We start from the raw sequence: 20,606 nt of genomic DNA, 5'->3' as shown, positions 1-20,606 counted from the left end.
GCGGGGGCAGTCGTCGGAACGGTCGCGGGGGCGGTCGTCGGGGGCTCTGAGGTCGTCGGAGCAGTCGCTGGGTCATTGGTCGGGGGCTTCGCGGTCGCCGCTGGAGCCGCTTGAGCCGCATCTGCTGGCGGTGATGGGTTCTCCAGCTCCTCCGCGAAAGCTACGCTCAGGTTCGACGAAGACAAGAGTATGACACTACATCCGGTGACAGTTACCAATTTTACAAATTTACCGGTGTACTTCGTCATGCTTCCCTGATTTAAGTTTCGATGTAGCAGAACCTGGCGAGGGCTCACCGTCCAGTCCATCGAATTCACTGTCGTTGACGAGCAGTGCGATCTTGTTTTCCGCCTTTGTGTAACCCCTGGGCAATCTGAAAATATCAGGATTGACGGAAACCTTCTTCACCTCTCTAGTGTCAAGCATAGTCGTTCGGGCACCATCTCGTCCAATCTGTACCAAACGCAACGGCAGACTGTCACCATAATTGGTTGCCACGATGTTCTCCAGGAAAATTCCACTGATCTGCGGAGAGACCGCTATATCGCGACTCAACCAGTACTCTCGCCGCTCATGCTTGAGCACATTGTCCACATACTTCTTTTGAGCAGCATTGAGCTTGACCCCGTGCTCCAGGTCATGGGTCACTTTAGCAGCAAACTTTGTGGTCACACCTTCCGTGCTATGAGCGTACAAGTAACAAACGGTTGGCATCCCGGCAATAACCATGCTTTTGTCAATCCTGACAGGCGCATCGATTCCCGAATTGTCTCGACGCCGTTGATGCTGGAACACCTCAAGCGCCTCACTCTTGTCCATGGCCAGATACTTCTTGTTTGTTTCATTTAGCGCGTACAACTTCCAATCCGGACCTTTGACGAGAAAGGTAAGCCCGACCTTTTCGTTGTGCCAGCGCATCGAATCCTTGGCGATGATGATTTCCACGTTTCCAAGGTTGTAGGAAACCTGCTTGATGTGCCAGGCTGGGATATCTTTAGCCCCTGCCGAAGAAGCGGAAAAAATTGCGACAAAAGACGCAACAAAGGCGCCACAAACAGCCATCAAGGCGAACTTCAACAAGTATTTCGATGACATCGGCTGCCCCCATGCGCATCTTGCCACAGACATCGCTTCATTAAACGACACGGAGCCCCGGCGCATACCGATTATTAAACCAAGAGCGCGGGAAAGAAATCCACAGAGGCTCCATTTATGATCGAATCGAAAGAACGAGATTCTGGTGGTTTCAATCAGAATGCGGAAAACGTCACTGCCAACCCCGAAGCGATCGAGCAGGGCGCAGCTGGCAAAGGCGATCCGCTCCTCAACAAACTTTTTGCAGAAAAATATGTGATCGAACAGCGACTGGGCGCGGGCGGGATGAGCGTCGTCTATCTAGCCCGCCACGAGGCTCTAAACAAAAAGTTTGCCATCAAAACGCTCCACACCCATCTGACGGCAAAGGCAACGAGTCTGCTTCGATTCAAACAAGAGGCGCAAGCGGCCAGCCGGCTGCAGCATCCCGGCATTGTTGCTATGCACGACTATGGAGTGACCGAAAACGGCATCCCCTATCTCGTTATGGATTATGTGCCGGGCGAATCGCTGGCAGACCTGCTGAACAAAACAAAATCGCTCGACCGGGAGCTCGCCCTCGATATTTTCAAACAGACGGCTGCGGCGATTGCTCACGCGCACCATCGTGGAATCGTTCACAGAGATCTCAAACCCAGCAATATCATGCTTAATTACGACGACGATAATGCGCTATGCGTCAAAATCGTAGATTTCGGAGTGGCAAAGTTCGTCGAAGACGAAGACAATGCGAAGCTAACGCAAACGGGAGAAGCGCTCGGTAGCCCGCTATATATGAGTCCGGAACAGTGCCAGGGTCAGCCTCTGGATATCCGATCGGATATTTATTCATTTGGCTGCGTAATGTACGAAGCGATAACCGGTGTTCCGCCGCTAGATGCGGATAGCGTCTTCAAAATAATGATGAAACACATTCACGATGTGCCACCATCATTCAAAGAAGCACGACCTGATTTAAGTGACTGCGGCGATATGGAGCGAATTGTCTTCAAAGCTTTCACAAAAGATCCAGCGAAGCGCTATCAAAAAATGGACGACCTTTTAGCAGACCTGAACAGCCTCAATGAACAAAAGGGTTTTGCGGAGAGGATCAAACAAAAATTCGAATTGACTGGACTGCGGCAAACAACTAAGTCCATCAATTTTCTAGTGACAATTTCAGTTTTGATTGGTGGAGCAATTTTATTTGCGGCAACCTATGCGCTGAACTCGATGCAAGCGCTCTCGGTGCAGCCCGATCTGTGGAGCGAAGGCGCAATCTGGCAGCCATACAAAGACAAACCAGCGATCACCGAAGCTGACGAAGAGAAACACGCACTGCTGAGCGATGGACAAGGACTGTTCCTTGAAGGCGCAGAACTAGGCGTCAACCAAGCAATTGACAAGCATACTAAAGGTAAAAGTGATGGCAACCGCAAAGAAGTCGTCAAAAGGTACAGTGACCTAGCATCCTCCAAAATAACCAAAGCACATTCTGAACGCCGTCACCATGAGTATGAGTTAGCGGCGAGCAGTTACGCAGATGCCATCAGCGACGTGAAAAAATATATTGACAGCACAGACCTGGAGCGCGCAAATGCGCTGGATAAGCTAACCGTTGCTTATATGGGAAAAGGTGATTGTGAATACTTCCAATCGCCCGCAAATCTCTCTGCAGCTGCACATTCATATGCTAACGCCGTACAAACACTACGTCAAACCAAAAACAATTTCGCCTGGACACAGCTGCAAGGCAGTGCTCAGCTCTACCTTCTGCTGCGGTATGCTGATGCTCTGGGCATGCTGGGACGTTACCAGGAAGCGGCATCGGTGAGATTGATAATTCCGAAGCTTCTGCGCTCAGAGGAGAGAGAATTGAAGGATGGCACCTATGTAGCACTGACGCAGAGCAAGATTGCAGAAGAAGAATTCAGGCTTAAAAAACTAAACGACGCACGAGAATCCTACAAGACTGCCCTCGACGAATGGCAAAAAGATGGCTCCAACTGCATTGAGGAGCAAGCCAAAGTAATGGCACGGATAGCTGAAATCGACGCGATTCAAAATAACACCGAGCACGATACGCGCTTTCTAGACTTCGAAGCGCTGGCAGAAAAAATCCGAAAAGAAGACCCTAAGCTGCTTCGCAATCAATTCTTCTCGGATGCTTATCAAGCTTACGCGCACTACTTATGGCAGCACAACGATGTTCTCAAAGCGATTCAAATGCATCAGCGCTCTATCGAATGCCAATCTTGAAATACCACGATCAAATTGTAGCCAACGAAAGGTGCATGTAGCCAACGCAGTGTGCATGCAGCCATCGCAGGATGCAGCCAACTAATCCAACGGATCCTGAATATCTGTGGAGGCAGCCAATATTCCACGTTCTTCGTTAACTCTGGATAGCATGAGCATTCCGCCGATAAAAAACAAAAGCGTAAACAGAATTGCCACTCGATAATTATTGTGAGTCAACCAGAGCATTGCGCCAAAACTAAGTGCACCAACTGCGGTGGCCAACTTTACAGCAACGCCCCACAATCCGAGGAACTCGCCCGATCGTCCCCTCGGCGCAAACTGCCCCACCAGTGCGCGTCCGACCGAACCAGTCGAACCCATAGCAATTCCGACGAGATTGGCTGCGATCCACAGTTGCGGCTTATCTCTGGCCGCTGCCGCAACAGTGATCGCAACCATCCAGATAGACAGCGTAATCATCAGTGTTTTAACTGATCCAATGCGATCCTGCACGTAACCAAAAATTGTAGCGCCTATAGCCGCCGTCAAATTCACGACCAAAATCATGATGATGGAGTCCTGGGTCGTGAATTTTACGACCTCTTGAGCATAGACAGAAGCCAGATGAACAATTGTCGTGGTGCCGCAGCTATAAAGGAATAGAGTTATCAAAAACCGGAAAAGATCTCTGTAGTGACGCGCATGAGTAATAGTCACTTTCAACCGCTGAAATCCGGTTGTGACAGGATTCTTACCCATTGCATCAGGGTCTGGAACAGCCCGCTCCTTTAGATAAATGAATGTTGGCAATGAAGCGACGCCGAAGAAGATCGCACAGAACAACATAACGATAGGCACATATTCTGTTGACGCCATGTTTTGATGCATTGCCCAGGAAACGTAAGCCAGGCACAGTCCCAGCGAAAGCAATCCACCCACATAACCGGCAGCCCAGCCAAGTGAAGAAATTCTGCCCATGTCATCTCTGGTCGCGAGTTCCGGAAGGAACGCGGCGATAAGATCCTCCCCCGTTCCAAACGATGTGTTTGCAACGATGAGCAATAACATCGCGGGCAGCACAGCACCAGCACCGCAAAGAGATAGAAGAGCAGTGGCAATAATGCAAATGAACGTGGAAACGAACAGAATCAATTTCTTCGAAGCAGTTGCATCAGATATGGTGCCAAGAATGGGAGCGGTTACGACGATTAACAGACTGGCGATGCAAATGACTAAAGTCAGCAGTAGCGTGCCGACACCCTTCTCCAGGTGCGATGCAGGACCCGCTATGACATTGGCGAAATAGGCGTTGTAAACAGCTGTGGCAACGACGGTCGCATATGTGGCATTGGCAATGTCATAGGATGCCCACGCCAAAATTTCTTTGCGAGGAGCGTTTTTAGCCGCCTTCTCGGGTTCGAGGCTGCTAAGTGTTTGGTGTTCCATAAGACTCCGCATGTGCCACTCGAATTTTAGTTTATCTGGGGGTTGGAATGCGCTAATCATCGCCCATGTTTAAGCGATACATTCAACACAGCATCACTTAACGAACTGCTGCGTTACAAGGCACAGTGTTCACAGGGGAGTCGTCCCGTAGCTTTTCGCCCCGCACCTTGTTGGCCGCATAGCTTTTCGCCGCAGCTTGCTTACCCGCAGCTTCGCCAAGTAGCTTTTCGCCCTGCAGCTTGTTCGCCAGCAGACCGTTTTAACCGTGTTTGGCAACCGGCAGCGCCAAATGCATCCAATGAAAGACTTTCCGTGAAAAAGTGCCGGCTTCGGCGGCTGCGGCGCTCAACTTATCTAAAGTGCGATTGGCACGCTGCGCGATACGCTCGTCTTCATCTTCAGCCAGAGTTTCCAAAAGAAACGACGGCAAATGGCGATTATCCGCCAAACTTGCTCTAACGCTCAAAACTGGGTCCTCAGCCAACTTCCAGACCAATTCTTCAGGCAGTTGATGATTCATAGCCACTGCGCTCCGAACTTCATGATTCGCATGAGCAGCGAGCTTCGCCAACAGAGCGCTATCCTCGCAACGAGCAATATAATCAACCACTTTGCGATGGAGTGGCGCCAGGAGTGAATCTACATGGAGCAGAGCTTCAACGGCTGCCGAAACTTCGTGCTCGTTAAGTGTTTTCAAAGCTGATGAATTAACACTTTCGTTCCTCAACACGGGAACCACCTCATTCTCTCTCGGGGAAATCAAGACCAGATTCACTAGTGGATTGTTCCACTTCGGAACCTCGAAATTTCAACGTCAATCAGGTTTTTACAGGCTTTTACAAGCTTCTTACAAAGAGAATTTATCCGCCTGAGGACCGATCGCCTTCTTTCGATAGATGACCTACCAGTATCTGGAAAAAATTAGGGGAATTGTATACAAGAGTCTGCATCAAATACCCCTCAAAGCCTGAAAATCTGCCACACTTGTCAAAAACAAATTTGCAAATACGAAACTCGTAGTGAGGAAGCACACATTGAGAATTGCTCAAGTCGCAGCTAATACGGAACCGGTACCGCCACAAGGCTACGGCGGTACTGAATTGGTCGTCAGCCTTTTAACTGAAGAATTGGTAAAGCGTGGGCATGAGGTAACGCTATTCGCGGCAGGAACTTCCATCACGAAAGCGAAATTGGTGACCGTCGTCGACCAGCCGTTGCGGGCGGGCGATAGATACAACATGTTGCAGTGGCCGGCGTTCGACATGCAGACTCTGATCGAACTCGAAAACAGGCAAGATCAGTTTGATATCGTTCACTCACATATGAGCTGGACAGCGCTTCCTTTTCTCGACAGACTGAAATGTGCGAGGCTTACGACGATGCACAATCAGGTAAAAGGCTACTGCGAAGATATTTATCTTCGCTACAAACATCTTCCTTATGTGGCGATTAGTGACTCGTTCCGGTCGCTAAACAAACCGGATCAGCTTAATTATGTTGGCACCGTATATAATGGCATCAAAGTAGAAGACTTTCACAGCAAATATAAAAACGACCAGCGCGATAGCTTGCTCTTCATAGGACGACTCTGCAAAGACAAAGGCACAGCAGAGGCGCTAGACATAGCGAAGCAGCTCAACTTGCCAATCACGGTCGCGGGAAAAGTCGACAAAAATGACGAGTCTTACTTCGAACAGGAAGTAAAACCGCGTTTGGCGAACGGTGACGCAAACTTTATTGGTGAAGTGAATCACGAGCAAAAAGTCGAGCTTTATGGCAAAGCCATGGCTGTCGTTTATCCAATCAATTTCAATGAGCCTTTTGGTCTGGTAATGGCGGAAGCGTTAGCCGCCGGCACTCCTGTAATGGCTTTCGACCGCGGCTCTGTCAGGGAGATCCTGGACGATCCGAAAACAGCCATCATCGGCTCTTCGGTGGAACAACTGGTGCGCAGGTTTCCTGAGTTGAAGAATATAAATAGGAACGACTGCGTCGAACGCGTGCAAAAACTTTTCAGTGTCGAAAAAATGGTTGATGCCTATGAAGCAATATATGAACAGCTTCTCAATAAGCGGAATTGCGAACTGAGCGCGACCGCGTCATAACGCCATCATGCTCTGCAACTGAGCGCGCCGCGTCATAACGACAACTGCAAGTGAGTGCGACCGCCTCATAGCGACATCGCGATCTGAAACTGCGGTGTCCGGCACGTTGCGAGCGGCGGAACTTTACTCAGGCACGCCCAGTCATAAGGCGAGCAACCAGCACAAGAAGTACAAAGGAGAATTCCCATGGAATGCAGTAAGAGCGATTACGAAGGCAATATGGAATGCAAGCTCAGAGAACTTGGCGCCAAGATCGACGAGATGACTTCTAAAGCGGGCGAGCTGAGCGCAAAGGCTGGCGAAGCTAAAGAGCAAGCTGCATGCAAGTTGAAAGAATTGAATGAAAAGCGCGAAGCCGCCGGCAAGAAATTCAACGAGATGAAAGACGCAAGCGGAGAAGCCTGGACAGAATTTCGCGGAGGCATGGACAAAGCGTTCGATGAACTGAAAGCGGCTATGGAAGAGCTGCGATTGGGATCAGAGCGGGCCGCAGAAAAATTGTCACACTAACGGGGGCAGAACAATGATCATTAGAGAAAGAGATCCGGATGTTGTCGTGACCTCACCGCAGACAGATTCCACCGCGGCATATGTAGTTCTCGCTGTCGTACTTCTGTCGATAGTTGGTTTCGCTATTTGGTACTTCAGTTCGAGCAGCAGTGTTACAACGACGACGTATCAACCACAAGCCACACCGACATCTACGACGATCATCAATCAAGCGCCTCCAGCAGCGCCTGCTTCGGTGCCAGAAGTACCGATGGCCCCGCAACCGGCACCATCGACACCTCCGACTCAGGTAATGGTACCGATGCCAGTGCCAAGCCCGGCTGCGCCGTCTGCTTCACAAGGTGCTTCTACGGCTCCGTCAGCGTCTTCGAGATCGTCAACACCTCAGACGCCTGCATCTTCGACGACTGAGTCATCCTCGACGTCGACCACCGAAACAAGAACAGAAGCAGCACAGTAATACAGCACAGCAAACAAAAATGACCGAGAGGGTGGAGGTCCATCCTCTCTTACTAGCAGTCACACCTGACAATTAGAATGTGGTTCTTGGGCACTTACCTTCTTCAAACATAAATCTGCCATGTGTCTGGTAGGCACTCAGCTCATCCGTGGTATATTTTGACGGAATGTCCCACTGCGGAAGTCGCTTTCAAGCAGTCACAACAAGGAACACACAATGTCATTCAAAAAACTCGCATCACTTTTGCTTAGCGCAGCATCTGCAGTTTGCATGACTGCCACCGCCAGCAATGCGCAATCAGCCTCAACAACCATGAGTGGCGTTGCCTTCGGCGGGAGCTCAAAAGCAACCAGTACTCTGATAACCCCGGATCCTGTCTATCGTCTCTACCAGTCATTTCTTGTGAACACTTACAAGTTAAGATTCGATTGCGGTTGGAACCTTCCAGAAATCGGTAAAGGCAACAATGCACTGCCAGATGTTGGCGGTCTGGAGTATTTCGAGTTCTATTACGAAGTGCCAAATCTTGGTCCAAGCGCTGAGCGGGGCATAGTTGTTGTAATTCAAACAGCAGAGGGCTTCAGCCGCGTGGCTGGCATCACTGCCACTACACCCTTCGCCCAAAATGGTTACAACGCCTACCATGTAACTCTGACTCCTCAGAACTTCACACCTGCTTTCAACCCTGATGAAAAAGTTGTTCGAACTGCAACGGTCCGCTACAACGGCGCAATCGGTCCAATCTATTTGACTTATCCGCTTATTTGGGGACAGAATTCGGTTCTCAGCTGGACCGATTTCAGCGCAAAAGCGCTGCCGGACCCAACTTTCGTTAATCGATAGCTCGAACAAACACTAGCTGGCAACAAAGCAAACGATAAGCGATATCGTTTGCTTTTGTTTATTTGGATTATTGCTGCTTTGCAAAAGAAGGTCACACCTGGAACCTGCCATGTGCCTTCCAGGCAGGCAGTTTATTCACACCTGAAATCCCTCAGGGGGGCGACTTTGCGCGCAGCTTGTTGGCACATGAAATCCGCTATGTGCCTGTTAGACACACAGCTCATCCGTGGTATATTTTCACGGAATATCCCCCGGTGGGAACGCTTTGAAGCTGTCACAACAAGGAATACACACAATGTCTCTCAAAAAACTCGCATCCATTTTGCTAAGCGCAACAACGGTAGTTTGCATGACTGCCACCGCCGGCAATGCGCAATCAACCTCCAAAGTCTTGAGTGGCGTTGCCTTCGGCGGGAGTTCCAGAGCAACCAGCACACTGATAACGCCTGATCCCCTCTATGCGTACTACCCAGCATATCTTGTGAACACTTTCAAGAGAAGATTCGATTGCGGTTGGAACCTTCCAGAAATCGGTAACGGCAACAGCGTTTTGAAAGATATTGGCGGTCTCGAGAAATTCGAATTCTTTTACGAAGTGCCAAATTTTAGGCCCAACGCAGATTCAGGTTTAGTTGTTGTTATTCAAACAGATGACGGCTTTAGCCGCGCAGCTAATGTCACTTCGACTAAAGCCATCTCACAAAATGGTTACACCTCATACGCCGTCGATCTGACTCCTCAAAACTTCGTGCCGGCCTTCAACACTGATGAAAGGATTGTTCGAACCGCGTCGGTCCGCTATAACGGCGCAGTCGGACCAATCTACTTACTTGCTCCCGGCATTGTGGGACAAAATTCCGACCTCTTCTGGAGCGATTTCACTTCAAAAGCGCTGCCGGACCCACGTTTCAACAATCAATAATTCAATACAAATAGCCTGTGAGCAAAGGCATACGATAGAGATATCGTGTGCTTTTGTTTTATAGGGAAGTATTCTGCTGCTTTGACGGTCTGTAGGCGTAGAGCCCGTTGCTATTGCAACGCAGTGCGATGCAATAGCAACGCACGGGCGCAGTCATGCATGGTATATTGCTTGCTCTGGGATTTTTCATGTTTAGTCGGAGGAAGCTATGAAAACGGCGCACGTTTTTTTCTTGATTGGTCTGACAGCAGCTTTGAATGTTTCTTCAGTCTCAGCGCAGAATGCGACTTCATCGCAACCATCACAGCCAACGCCGACCAGGAAACTTCCACCAGGCATGATGTACGTACCGGGCAAAATTTTGCCCGTACCGCGGCCCATGAACACTCATGTAGGACCTAAACATCGAGTTGGTGAACTGGTACTGCCAGTCCCCGACAACTCTTTATGGTTTCGCTATTACAAAGCAGGCGAATCGGCTTCTTTCAGCGGAAACAAAGCGCTCGCTCACAAATACTGGATAGCCAGCCTGAACGAATTGGAGAAAGTAAAACCGAATCCAGAAGATGACCTCATGAGCGTTAAATTGTCCGCCCTTGAGCAAGCCCTCACATATTCGTATCCGTCAGACTGGAGCAAAGAAACCGCACCAGCAGAAGACATCGCGAAACGTCGAGAAGAACAAGTATCGGTTCTTGAGAAAATGGCCCAGGTCAATCGTCGACTTGTTCCTAAGGACACTTTGTTGTGCCAGAAGTCATACGAGCGATTCGACATCGCCAAGAAAAGCTACGATAAGGCGATTGCTGAGTCGAAAACAGCTGGCAGCAAATAGCCTGTTTCAACAACAACTAAAAGGTCTCAGTCGGCAGGATGTCAAAGCACTGGAGATGTGCCTCTGGTACATCTCTACTTGTTCAAACCATGGTTCGACTTGGGATGGCAAGGGTGGTCACATGTGCCTATTCGCCACATAGCTCATGCGTGTTATAGTTAGCCCCACGAGATCTATGTAAATAGACAACCACTTGTCAAGCGGTCAACATAAGGAGTACGCAATGCAGCTCAAAAAGTTCGTCTCTCTAATGCTTAGTGCAGCGACAGCAGTCGGCTGCATGATCAGCACTGCCAGTGGTGCGCAAGCTTCCAATCTGCTGAGTGGTGTTGCACTTGGCGGAAGCTACAAAGGCACCAGCGTGTACGTGTCAAGCGATCCTTTGTACCAGGGATATCCATCGTACCTGGTCAATACACTTAAGCCTGGCAGACTTGGCTCAGGCTGGAATCTTCCCGCAATAGACAACGGCGACAACATCTTGCCGAACATTGGCAATTTCTACGGAATGGACTTCTATTACGATGTCCCCAACTTCGGTCCAAATGCAGATGGCAATATAGCAGTTGTTATACAGACATCTGATGGCTTTAGCCGAATCGCGGGAATCTCGTCTTTCCTTAATTCAACAGGGAATGGATACAATGGCTGGGGTACTTATCTCTTTCCAAGTAGCTTCTCTCCTTCTTTCAGCCCGAATCAAACCGTTCTCAGAACTGTCTCGATACGCTACAACGGTGGAATCGGACCCATTTACCTGCTCTATCCAGTAATTTATGGGCAGAACAGCGACCTAAACTATGCAAGCTTTAACTACAAAACTCTTCCTGACCCACGTTTCAACAATCAGTAGAAGATTCTAGAGTTAGCGTTAACCAATTGAAGAAAGCATGGGATTAGTTCCCATGCTTTTCTTTCGTATAGCCAAAATCCTCGAAATCCGAAACGAAGCAAGATCAACGCCTCAGTGGTCAGTACCTGAATCTTGCTCGGCTCGACAGTTGCGAGTGGGATTTATGCTGTGCTCTGACAGACTACGTATCCGATCAACACGCAGCTTTTGCATAATCCACTGGATCACAACCAGGTCAACAACTGCGTCCTCCATACCATTTGAATAGGCAGGATAAGCAAGCACCTGCTGAATTGCGCTCTGTGCAGACACGACGAGACTCCTCATTTACGCTTCCAATGCACCAACCAGGCAATAGGCGAATTGGTCCGCGAAATTGTTCCGGATCAGGTCTGAAGCTCTCCGCTAGTAACATCAACGCGACCCACTGTTCATAGAGCTGTTATAGCTGCATGGGGAGCGACTTCGCATCCGTCGAATCAGCTTAATTTCCGGAACAAAGAGAAATCAAGCGCGTCGCTACTCGGAAGAGCACGTCTAACTCCACTACGTTAGAGAGAGAGAAGAATTATGTTCGATTTTATAAAAGCGATGTTTTCGGGCACCAGGAGTCAGAATCGAGAGCGAAAAGAAGCAAAACCGAATTCAATCACGGAGAACTATATAGAGGTTCTAAAAACATCAGACTATAACGAAGGAGCCCAGGCAGCCGCGATCGAGCAGCTGGTAGCAGAACAAGAGATGCCGCCGGCGGAACTCAATTTACCGGCTGCAGATTTAACACTGCCTAGCGAGCGCGAATTGCCGACAGCGCAACTAGATCTCCCAACGTACGAACTTGATGAGCCTACGCAAAATACAATCTCAAACTCTTCAAGCACCGATTCGACATCAAATGCAGAAACAATCAGTGAGATCGACGCGGACAATTATCTGCTGGGAGACCTCGCAAGTGCCCGCAAGCAGCGAGCGAATCAAACTAGAAAAGCGGCACTTCAATATTGGTCGAAAGGACTCCAGAAATACCGTGTCCGTAGGAATCAACGCAAGGCGAACGGCACAACGGGAGAATCAATCAACTACTTCGATGTCCTCCGGGATGAGCCTATGTTGCGGCAGGTGGAATTACATCACCCGGGCATGCCCATTGAACAGCTGAACTTGAACAAATTCGTTCATGAGTCGATGAAGGGAAAAATGGTCAGCGAATTCGTCTTGCGAAGCTTGAAGTTAATTCGACAACAAGAAGAATCAGGCGTTTCACCCGAGTGGTTCAACGACACCACCAACGGTGCGCTAGAGCGAGACATGCACCAACGCACATTGCGAGACATGTTCAGTGCCTGGGAGGCAGAAGGCGTTATGACAACCGCCGATGTCGACCAACTGTTGGAACATTTCGAAGAAATCTTCGAGCATAACAAAAGAGATGCGGAAAACGAAAATCGCGACTCATACAATCGATGGCTGCTCAGCGTAGCTGAAGATGCATCAGCATCAGACGACATTCTGTGGTTGCTTGTGGAAGACGAGAATCCTGATGTGCGCTTCTGCCTGGCAGAAAATTACAATATCGACCAGAACATTTTGAAAGCTCTGTCTGAGGACGAGAACCCTTATGTCGCACATAGAGCCAAAAGGACTCTGATGCGACTCCAAAACTCAGCTGGAAAGGTCGTGGATCGCGAATTCGGTACTGGTGACGGCTCCCGCAACCGCAAAACGGGCTAGCAAAGCTCGACTATAGCGTTGCTACAGTGCGTGCTACCGCGCAGCGCTACAGTGCGGGCTACCGCGCGGCGCTACAGTGCGGGCTGCAGTGCCGTGCTCAGTCCGTGCTTAGTGCCGTTCTAAGTGTGCCGTGGAAGCAGAGCAAAAGCTCTACATTTGCATTCTTTAGAAGACAACTGAAAACACGTTAATTTGCGCAACAACTTTGCATTCCTTCACGTCATGACTGCAGATAAATCTGGATTACCAGATTGGTTGGAATCCCAAATGCAGGTGACTCGCATGGACGTAGTGTCGTATCGTGGACCAGGCGCGGCTGGTGGAGTGTCGTCCGGACTTGAAACAGCATGGCGAAATCAGCAAGCAGCTGATGTGTCATGGTGGTTTCTCGGAGAAAATGCGCTCAAATTTTTGACGCCAGCAAAAGAAATAGCTGAGTTTGTAACTCAGCTGACTGACACGGTAGTAACGGGACACTATGCCTATTGCAACGAACTGATCTGGCCTCTCATGCATGATCTTCCACAGTTCGCCAGCTACAACGCGGAGAACCGAGCCCACTACAGGCGGTTCAATACCACTTTCGCAGAACATATAAGTTTCGAACGCACCAGCAAAAAACGCTACTTCATTCAAGACTACCAATTGGCTCTACTGCCTCGTTTACTTGGAGCCCAAGGAGGTCGCAGCAACATCTTCTGGCATATTCCGTGGCCCAAGAATGTCAAAGAAGAATACGTTGAAGCAATTGCAGAGATAGCACGCGGAATGCTATCGGCCGAGAGCATCGGCTTTCATACTGTCGAGTACGCGCAAAACTTTATGACATTTGTTCGCCGTCATTTAAACGAGTTCCGCATCAATTCTAAGGACCAAACAGTTTACAGAGCACAGGCCAGACTCGCACCTCGTGAACTTGACCTGGCGGCAGGAAGTGAACTGACACCATATGTGATGCGACCACTAATGCATTCCGTCTCATCAGCCTCGCCTTCGACCAAGCTCGTGGTACAGCCGCTGGGAATTGACAATGAGCGTTGGAAAAAGCTAGCACGCGAGGGCAAGGCGCCACTAGACAAAGTCGGCGTTATTCCAGGCGAACGATTCGTGTTGTCCATAGACCGAGCCGACTACACAAAAGCCGTTCTCGATCGACTGAGAATTATCGATCTATTGATGGAGCAAAATGAGACCCTACGCGGAACAGTGGCATTCGTGCAAATCTGCGGACGCAGTCGTGCAGGCGTCGAAGTGTTCGACTCCTACTGGAACGAATGCCGAGCGCTCGCTGACGCTATAAACGCCAGATGGGAACAGAACGGCTGGACGCCTATCCGTTGGGTAGACCAGGGACTGAGCGCAGCCGAATTGGCGCCACTTTATGCAATTGCAGACGCAATGCTCGTCAATCCCGTACGTGACGGACTGAACCTGACAGCAAAAGAATTCATAGCATGCAGAGTTCATCACCCTGGCGTGCTACTCCTGTCGCCAGGTGCAGGTGCGTGGTACGAAATTGGACAACATGCTCTGGCTGCAGATCCAAACAAGCATCAGGAAACTGCCGACGCCATCGTTCGAGCGCTCAACATGCCCCAGGCGGAAAAGTTCGAGCGCACGACAATGATGAGGCATAAGATCGAACGTAATCCAGTCAGCATGTGGTGGAAACAATTCGTTCATGCGTCACAGCATCACAACAGGCTCGCACAGGCGACTGAGACGTCGGTGCAGCCAACCGGTAAAGTCGCTCAAACATCCGGTAAAGTCGCAACCGGTAAGGTCGCGCAGACAACCGTTGGAGCAGCAGCAGATGCACAGAAGAAGGCGAAGACAGCGTAACTATCCGTAGTTGCTCGGCCTTATCAGTTCACTGCTGCTACTTCCTTGATTACTTAACCGCGGCTACCTCATTCAACGAGTGCGTTTTATAGACTTCCTTAAGCGAGTCTTCTAGCGCTTCCAGGAACTTATCCAGTTGCTCGTATGAAATTACCAGCGGTGGCTCGACTCTAAGTACTCGAGAGTTGATGTAGGTGCCACTGATGAGAATCTGTCTTGCGAACAGATTCTTGGCGATTTCGTAGCCGAGTTCGTTGGATGTGAATTCCATGCCGAGCATGAGCCCACGTCCGCGACCACCCTTAAGCACTTTCGGATACTTGCGAGCAAGTTCTTCGAATTTAGGCAGCAAATACTCGCCTTTCTCTTTGGCTTGCTGGGGCAATCCTTCTTCCAGCAACACATTAATCGTTGCAATTGCCGCTGCGCAAGCGAGCGGGTTGCCACCAAAAGTGGTTGTATGAAGGAATGGATTTTCGATGTATTTCTCCCAGGTTTTCGGTGTTCCGACGCACGCACCAATCGGCATGACACCGCCACCGAATCCTTTTCCGAGCGCCATCAAGTCGGGCACAACGCCCTCATGGTCGCAAGCCCACATATCGCCACTGCGACCCATGCCACTCTGAATTTCATCGAGAATGAGCACGGAACCATACTTATCGCACAATTCACGCACGGCACCCAGATATCCTGGTGGCGCAACGTTGATACCGCCTTCGCCCTGGATAGGTTCGAGAACGACGGCACCGACTTTGTCTCCGGAAAAATCAAACGCAGCCATCATTGTTTTCAGCGCATCAATGTCGCCGAAAGGAACGTGTGTCCAGTGCAGCAACGGCAAGAATGGTTCGCGGAAAACAGCCTTGGATGTACCACCCAACGAACCGAGAGTCTTTCCGTGAAACGCGCCGATTGCACCGATAAAGTGGCGGCGACCAGTCGCAAGCATTGCCATTTTCAAGCAAGCTTCGACAGATTCAGTGCCTGAATTCGTGAAGAACGAATACTGCAAATCGCCTGGCGTTATCAGCGAAACCAGGTAAGCGAGCTGGGTACGCAATGGATCGATCAATTCCTGGGAGTGAATCGCCTGTTTTTCCAACTGATTTCGAACTGCTTTCAGCACCTTAGGATGTCTGTGGCCGACATTGTAGATGCCGAATCCACCGAGCATATCGATAAATTCTTTTCCGTTCACATCGCGGAAAACTGAACCTTCGTCATCCCACTCTACGGCTGTATAGTCAGTGCTGACTGACTTACGATACTGCAAAAATCCTGCATTCACATGCTCAGCCCAGTACTTGACTGACTCATCGATGAGCGTTTTGATTTCCGACCCATCCAATTTTTTCTTTGAGATCAGGTCTAAAACGGCATCGGACTTAGCTTGTGCAGCTTTGAAATCTTGAGGCATTTTTTTGTTACACCAATTTGTTGTTGTTGCGACTACCAGGTTTGGTGTCGCGTTATGTACTTACCATCGAACTTTTGGCCAATATGGCTCTGGTTATTCGATCACCAGCTTGCTGGCCGAGGACGATGCCAGGTAGCACGCCCAGAGCCCCTAAACCTTGAATAGATAGCGAGTTTTCATCGCGTTCCGCAATTTCCGGCAACAGATCAGCAGCTACGTGCAGATCTACCGCCCAACAGTAATCCGGCTCGACATGCGCCAGTGAAGGTACCCACTGCCTGGTCGCAGCCGCCATTTTCTCGTGATAAGACTTGTCCAACTTATCTGTATCGGGCGCACCGTAGCGTCCGCCACTTACTGTTAAGCAGCCATTGCCGGGTCGATAGTCGTAATAGATGTATGGGTTGGCATCCCACCAGACCGGGCAGGTATCAGGCACTTCAGTTTTAAATGCGAGTGCAAAAATTCTACCTGTTGTATCGACGGTTGGTCCAACCGCAGAAATTACGCCTCGACACTGAATGCGCTTGCCGTTCTCCGTTGTGATAGTCCAGCCTGCAGCCGACTTTTCTTTCGATACGACACGCGCGTTTCCGTAAATTTGTGCCCCCGCTTTCCTTGCTTTGTTAGCCAGAGTTGCGAGCAAAGTCCAGGGATGAATTGCGCCTTCATCAGGCAGCAACATCGCTTGATGCACGCGAGTAACATCAAGATATCCAGCCGCGAGCTTATCTACATCTTGCTTCGAAATCAGTTCGGCGCTCATTCCTGCAGCAATACGCGCCTTTGTTTCGCGTTCAAGCCGCTTCGCCGCAGTTTTACTTGTTGCAAGAGCCATTGCGCCAATACGCATTACGTTTAAGAAAGTGCCGCTTTCCTTCGCTTCCGCCAGCACTGAATAGAGCATTTCTTGAGTCGCAGACCATAATGCCGCAGCCGGGCTACCCTTTGGTGTGTAGGTAATCGGCATGTTTATGCCCGCGCAAAGGATTCCAGCGTTCCGCCCGGACGCGCCGCATGCAAGCTCCGGCGCAGCTTCAAGAACGACTACTGATGCGCCTGCTCGGGCTACCGCACCAGCTGTGCTCAGACCGGCGAAGCCACCACCAATGATGACAACGTCATAAGATAATTGATCCGGCATTTTATCAATCGCCGGTAATTGAAGATGGCTGAGAACAACTTCCGGGCATGTGTCACGCCACGGAGCCGCGTTCATTGGCACTTTCATAGTCATGATGAGCGATAATTATCGCGTGTTCTTCGAACAAAAGAAAGTAGATGCACAACAAGTCATCCCGGAATAAGGGACGACTTGTTGGTTTTAAACTGCGAACAAGCCGATTGCATGAGGGCAAAGGCGGTTTCCACAAAGTGCGTAATCCAACGCAATCAGACCACTTCAGGTCGACGGACGAGAGCGCAATCAGAGTGAATTGTGTCGGCTTAAGCGACCGCAATCAGGCGACGTTCGCGTTCGGCTTCAACGTCCGAAACCAGCGCCGTATCGTCGGTTCCGTCCATTCCTGCAAGACCCCAGGGCGACCGACGAAAGATCATTTCGATAGGGTTGCTGGCAAGAAAAATATTCATTGCCGCGTTACGCTCTTCCGGCGATTGTGGCTCAGCCATCACAATCACCTCTCCAGCCTGCACAGAACCTTCAAAAACATTCGCCCAGTGCTGCGGCTTATTTGATGTCAAGAAGCAAGCAAGTTGGCAGACGAAGTATGGAAAACAGGCGCCCCCTGCAACAGTGCCCATAAGCGGAACAATCAACTGAAATCCGTTTACGCCCGGTATATGTAAGGAAGCAAATATTCCGGCGATCAAACCTCCGATCGCACCGGCGATTCCAAACTGGATAAAGTGCCTGGAGGTCGGATCTTCGATTTTTCCTGCCATAGTTGCGAACTGTTCACTCTTGTTGCCCAGCACGCAGATTTCGGACGTCTGTAGACCGGCCTTATGCAACTGTGAAACAACGTTTGGTACGTTTTCGACGTCGCGAAAAACGCCGTAAATGTAATCCTGGTCAGACGTATAAGGTTTTGTTTGGTCAGACATATGCGGTTTACCTCGTTTGCCGTAGTGGCGCAGGCTACAACGTCTGCGTCTGCTGAAAGCTTGTGATAGTAAATATAATCGATTATCGATAATCTGTAAATGCGAACAAACCAAACTTAACAAAGCTGCTGAGGTCGTAAAATGAAACCGTGTCAGAAGCAAACCCTATCCTCAAACGTTCATCGGCTCGCGAACATATCGTTCAAATTCTGCTCGACCGCATCCTGGACGGCACTTACAAGCCGGGCGATCGACTAATAGAGCTACAGATTGCTCATGAGCTGAATACCAGTCAATCGCCAGTCAGGGAAGCGCTGCGCTATCTTGAGGCGCTACGCGTCGTCGAGACCGAGACTTATAAAGGAACACGCGTGCGAAGCATTTCGCCGCGAGAACTCGAAGAATCATCCCAGGTTCGAGTTGCGCTGGAAGAACTGGGTGCGCAGTTGGCCGCGCCACACTTCAAGGACAACGTTGCGGATCTGGAGGCCGAGGCGGCTCGGTTCATGAAAGCTGCTGAAGAGAAAGATGCTAAAAATTACGCGCTGCACGATATCGAATTTCACCGCATCATAATGACCGGTTCCAGGAACTCACTTCTGCTGTCAATTTGGGAGTCGGTGGTATTGGAAAGTCGCTTTCGTCTAACTGTTAAACGAGTTGGCGAGGACCAGCTTTGCGACTTTGGAAATGCCCATCTGCCTGTTATTGAGGCGCTTCGCCAGGGCGATGGACCAACAGCTGGCAAGTTACTTCGGGATTTGATCCATAAATTTCATTTCTTACAAAGTGAATAGGGCGTGCACTATATTTGGTGCGCGTCCTACATCTTTTCGTACCAGACTTCTTCTTGTTCAGCTGGCTTAGCGGGTCCGCTCGATTTCGCGGAATCGTCGTCCGAATTGCCCTCTTCATGAGGGAGAACATCCAACAAGCGCATATAGAGTTTCGCGACGGTCGAACGCTGTTCGTCTGTCCATTCGAGGACGCGGAATTTATCCAGCGTTGCGAAGAGCTCAGAACGATTACGCGATGATTTCAGTTTCTCGATCCAGGAACTTAAGTCGATTGATGAAGATGCTGCTGCAGATGACATGTTTTTCTACTTAGACTCAACGCACTCGCATAAATGATAACGCGGCTCCCCTGAGGAAGCCGCGCTATCGAAGTAGATTATTTGGATTTACTCTTCCAATTTGCCAACACTGAATGACTCAGAGTTGAACGGGTCGTTGAATCCATGTTTGAAGGCGTTACGGCTGCCGATGTAAGTGCCCTTAGCTCCGCCCACAACAAGGCTGGCAGGCAAAGTGACAAGGCTCACCAACAGGCAAGACGGTCCAAAGTCTTTTCCGCCAATTTTGTCAGCGGCGCTTTCGGTCAAACCGCGGTAGCTGCGGATTGTTTCACGAGTAACCGCAATTGGTGCGCCGATAACCATGCCAGCGCCCAAACCACCAATTCTAGTAACGATCAACGAAGCGTTTGCAGCTTTGTCTACGCCGGAATCATCACCGGCAAATGCTGGTGCCAAGGAGCCCATCGCCAACAAGGCGGATAGAGCCAATGCTATTTTCGAACTCTTCACAACGTACCTCCCACGGGACTGCGCTCAACAAAGTATAGCCCAACAAATCACTTCGCATATAAGTAGTCCGACGCTGTCACAGACAGGGTTTACATGCGTCAATCAACTTGACAAGGCGGTCAAAAATTATCAGCATCACAGAGAATCGCCAAGCCAAATTGCACGAGTCGATCTCACAACTTCGCTTGACAAAATGCATAACTACAATCAGTGATTACCTTGCGGCAGTCTTGGCTTCTCTGGCTTCAAGCCATTCCCAAGCTTGTGCTTCATCTTCAAGCGGATACATCCGTATTTCCATTGTCGGAAATAGTCCGCCAACCAGACCGATTAATTTATTCATCCATTCAGGCGCACCTACGGCCGCGTAACGTTCAAGTTTTTTCACCGCCGCCAACTTCACCGAAATAAGTTCCATGCTGTGCGTGAAGACGGCCGGTTCGAATCCGCCGAAGTGCTTGAAGCGGGCGAGCATTCGCACCGTGTCCCGCTCATTCAAAAACGCCTCGAATTTTTCCAATTCTGCCGGTAATTCCTTTTCTGTGATGACGCCGTTGATTTCGAATGCCATCACATCTGGTTTGTTAGTTGGAATAATTGTTAGCCCTGCAGTTTGCATTTGATGTTGAATCCTTGATGGTGCCGATACTTTTATCATGCCCACTTATT

Annotated in this window: 21 protein-coding genes; 11 read left to right on the top strand and 10 right to left on the bottom strand. The window is 49.8% G+C overall.

From position 1 onward, the window contains the following. Nucleotides 1–228 precede the first annotated feature (228 nt). On the bottom strand, nucleotides 229–1,095 hold the full coding sequence (locus EKK48_30155; GenBank protein RTL35156.1) for a hypothetical protein: 867 nt from the start codon (nucleotides 1,093–1,095) through the stop codon (nucleotides 229–231). Between the two features lie 117 nt (nucleotides 1,096–1,212). Between EKK48_30155 and EKK48_30150 the strand changes: the two genes are divergently transcribed. Next, nucleotides 1,213–3,333: a serine/threonine protein kinase gene (locus EKK48_30150; GenBank protein ID RTL35155.1), complete on the top strand. Its 2,121-nt coding sequence runs from the start codon at nucleotides 1,213–1,215 to the stop codon at nucleotides 3,331–3,333. A gap of 81 nt (nucleotides 3,334–3,414) precedes the next feature. On the opposite strand, the gene EKK48_30145 is transcribed toward EKK48_30150, so the two are convergent. Further along, the gene (locus EKK48_30145) at nucleotides 3,415–4,761 is read right to left on the bottom strand and encodes an MFS transporter (GenBank protein ID RTL35154.1); all 1,347 of its coding nucleotides are present in this window, start codon (nucleotides 4,759–4,761) and stop codon (nucleotides 3,415–3,417) included. A gap of 259 nt (nucleotides 4,762–5,020) precedes the next feature. Further along, entirely contained in the window at nucleotides 5,021–5,491 is a 471-nt protein-coding gene (locus EKK48_30140; GenBank protein RTL35153.1) for a hypothetical protein, read from the bottom strand. 289 nt (nucleotides 5,492–5,780) lie between these two features. Here EKK48_30140 and EKK48_30135 point away from each other — a divergent pair, with 289 nt between their 5' ends. From EKK48_30135 to EKK48_30105, 7 genes are all read left to right on the top strand, one after another. After that, nucleotides 5,781–6,866 (top strand): glycosyltransferase family 4 protein, encoded by a 1,086-nt coding sequence (locus EKK48_30135; GenBank protein ID RTL35152.1) that lies wholly within the window; start codon nucleotides 5,781–5,783, stop codon nucleotides 6,864–6,866. 186 nt (nucleotides 6,867–7,052) lie between these two features. Next, nucleotides 7,053–7,376, top strand: coding sequence for a hypothetical protein (locus EKK48_30130; protein ID RTL35151.1), 324 nt, complete (start codon nucleotides 7,053–7,055; stop codon nucleotides 7,374–7,376). A 13-nt stretch (nucleotides 7,377–7,389) separates the two neighbouring features. After that, nucleotides 7,390–7,836, top strand: a complete 447-nt coding sequence (locus EKK48_30125) for a hypothetical protein (GenBank protein RTL35150.1) — start codon at nucleotides 7,390–7,392, stop codon at nucleotides 7,834–7,836. A 216-nt stretch (nucleotides 7,837–8,052) separates the two neighbouring features. Then, entirely contained in the window at nucleotides 8,053–8,679 is a 627-nt protein-coding gene (locus tag EKK48_30120) for a hypothetical protein (protein RTL35149.1), read from the top strand. Between the two features lie 295 nt (nucleotides 8,680–8,974). Beyond that, nucleotides 8,975–9,601, top strand: coding sequence for a hypothetical protein (locus EKK48_30115; GenBank protein ID RTL35148.1), 627 nt, complete (start codon nucleotides 8,975–8,977; stop codon nucleotides 9,599–9,601). Between the two features lie 208 nt (nucleotides 9,602–9,809). Continuing rightward, the gene (locus EKK48_30110) at nucleotides 9,810–10,436 is read left to right on the top strand and encodes a hypothetical protein (protein RTL35147.1); all 627 of its coding nucleotides are present in this window, start codon (nucleotides 9,810–9,812) and stop codon (nucleotides 10,434–10,436) included. A gap of 223 nt (nucleotides 10,437–10,659) precedes the next feature. After that, nucleotides 10,660–11,289 (top strand): hypothetical protein, encoded by a 630-nt coding sequence (locus tag EKK48_30105; protein ID RTL35146.1) that lies wholly within the window; start codon nucleotides 10,660–10,662, stop codon nucleotides 11,287–11,289. 111 nt (nucleotides 11,290–11,400) lie between these two features. Here the strand turns inward: EKK48_30105 and EKK48_30100 are convergent, their stop codons facing one another. Continuing rightward, entirely contained in the window at nucleotides 11,401–11,601 is a 201-nt protein-coding gene (locus EKK48_30100) for a hypothetical protein (protein ID RTL35145.1), read from the bottom strand. Between the two features lie 258 nt (nucleotides 11,602–11,859). On the opposite strand from EKK48_30100, the gene EKK48_30095 reads away from it, so the two are divergent. Together EKK48_30095 and EKK48_30090 are read left to right on the top strand one after the other, a co-directional pair. Beyond that, nucleotides 11,860–13,020: a hypothetical protein gene (locus EKK48_30095; GenBank protein RTL35144.1), complete on the top strand. Its 1,161-nt coding sequence runs from the start codon at nucleotides 11,860–11,862 to the stop codon at nucleotides 13,018–13,020. 222 nt (nucleotides 13,021–13,242) lie between these two features. Beyond that, on the top strand, nucleotides 13,243–14,862 hold the full coding sequence (locus EKK48_30090) for a trehalose-6-phosphate synthase (protein RTL35143.1): 1,620 nt from the start codon (nucleotides 13,243–13,245) through the stop codon (nucleotides 14,860–14,862). A gap of 49 nt (nucleotides 14,863–14,911) precedes the next feature. Here the strand turns inward: EKK48_30090 and EKK48_30085 are convergent, their stop codons facing one another. The 3 genes from EKK48_30085 to EKK48_30075 all read right to left on the bottom strand — a co-directional run bounded on the left by EKK48_30085 (nucleotide 14,912) and on the right by EKK48_30075 (nucleotide 18,349). Then, on the bottom strand, nucleotides 14,912–16,282 hold the full coding sequence (locus EKK48_30085; protein RTL35142.1) for a putrescine aminotransferase: 1,371 nt from the start codon (nucleotides 16,280–16,282) through the stop codon (nucleotides 14,912–14,914). Between the two features lie 52 nt (nucleotides 16,283–16,334). After that, nucleotides 16,335–17,519, bottom strand: a complete 1,185-nt coding sequence (locus tag EKK48_30080) for an FAD-binding oxidoreductase (protein ID RTL35141.1) — start codon at nucleotides 17,517–17,519, stop codon at nucleotides 16,335–16,337. Between the two features lie 209 nt (nucleotides 17,520–17,728). Beyond that, nucleotides 17,729–18,349, bottom strand: a complete 621-nt coding sequence (locus EKK48_30075; GenBank protein RTL35140.1) for a hypothetical protein — start codon at nucleotides 18,347–18,349, stop codon at nucleotides 17,729–17,731. Between the two features lie 149 nt (nucleotides 18,350–18,498). On the opposite strand from EKK48_30075, the gene EKK48_30070 reads away from it, so the two are divergent. Beyond that, a complete protein-coding gene (locus EKK48_30070) occupies nucleotides 18,499–19,146 on the top strand; it encodes a GntR family transcriptional regulator (protein ID RTL35139.1) in 648 nt (215 codons plus the stop codon). Nucleotides 19,147–19,172: 26 nt separating this feature from the next. Here the strand turns inward: EKK48_30070 and EKK48_30065 are convergent, their stop codons facing one another. The 3 genes from EKK48_30065 to EKK48_30055 all read right to left on the bottom strand — a co-directional run bounded on the left by EKK48_30065 (nucleotide 19,173) and on the right by EKK48_30055 (nucleotide 20,595). After that, nucleotides 19,173–19,445: a hypothetical protein gene (locus tag EKK48_30065; GenBank protein ID RTL35138.1), complete on the bottom strand. Its 273-nt coding sequence runs from the start codon at nucleotides 19,443–19,445 to the stop codon at nucleotides 19,173–19,175. 87 nt (nucleotides 19,446–19,532) lie between these two features. Continuing rightward, complete coding sequence (locus tag EKK48_30060) at nucleotides 19,533–19,937, bottom strand: hypothetical protein (protein RTL35137.1); 405 nt, start codon at nucleotides 19,935–19,937, stop codon at nucleotides 19,533–19,535. A gap of 214 nt (nucleotides 19,938–20,151) precedes the next feature. Further along, complete coding sequence (locus tag EKK48_30055) at nucleotides 20,152–20,595, bottom strand: STAS/SEC14 domain-containing protein (GenBank protein RTL35136.1); 444 nt, start codon at nucleotides 20,593–20,595, stop codon at nucleotides 20,152–20,154. Nucleotides 20,596–20,606: the final 11 nt, after the last annotated feature.

Source organism: Candidatus Melainabacteria bacterium (assembly GCA_003963305.1).
Classification (GTDB): Bacteria; Cyanobacteriota; Vampirovibrionia; order Obscuribacterales; family Obscuribacteraceae; genus PALSA-1081.
Note: the sequence above shows the minus strand (reverse complement) of the source record. Positions and strands in the feature narration are given on the sequence as shown.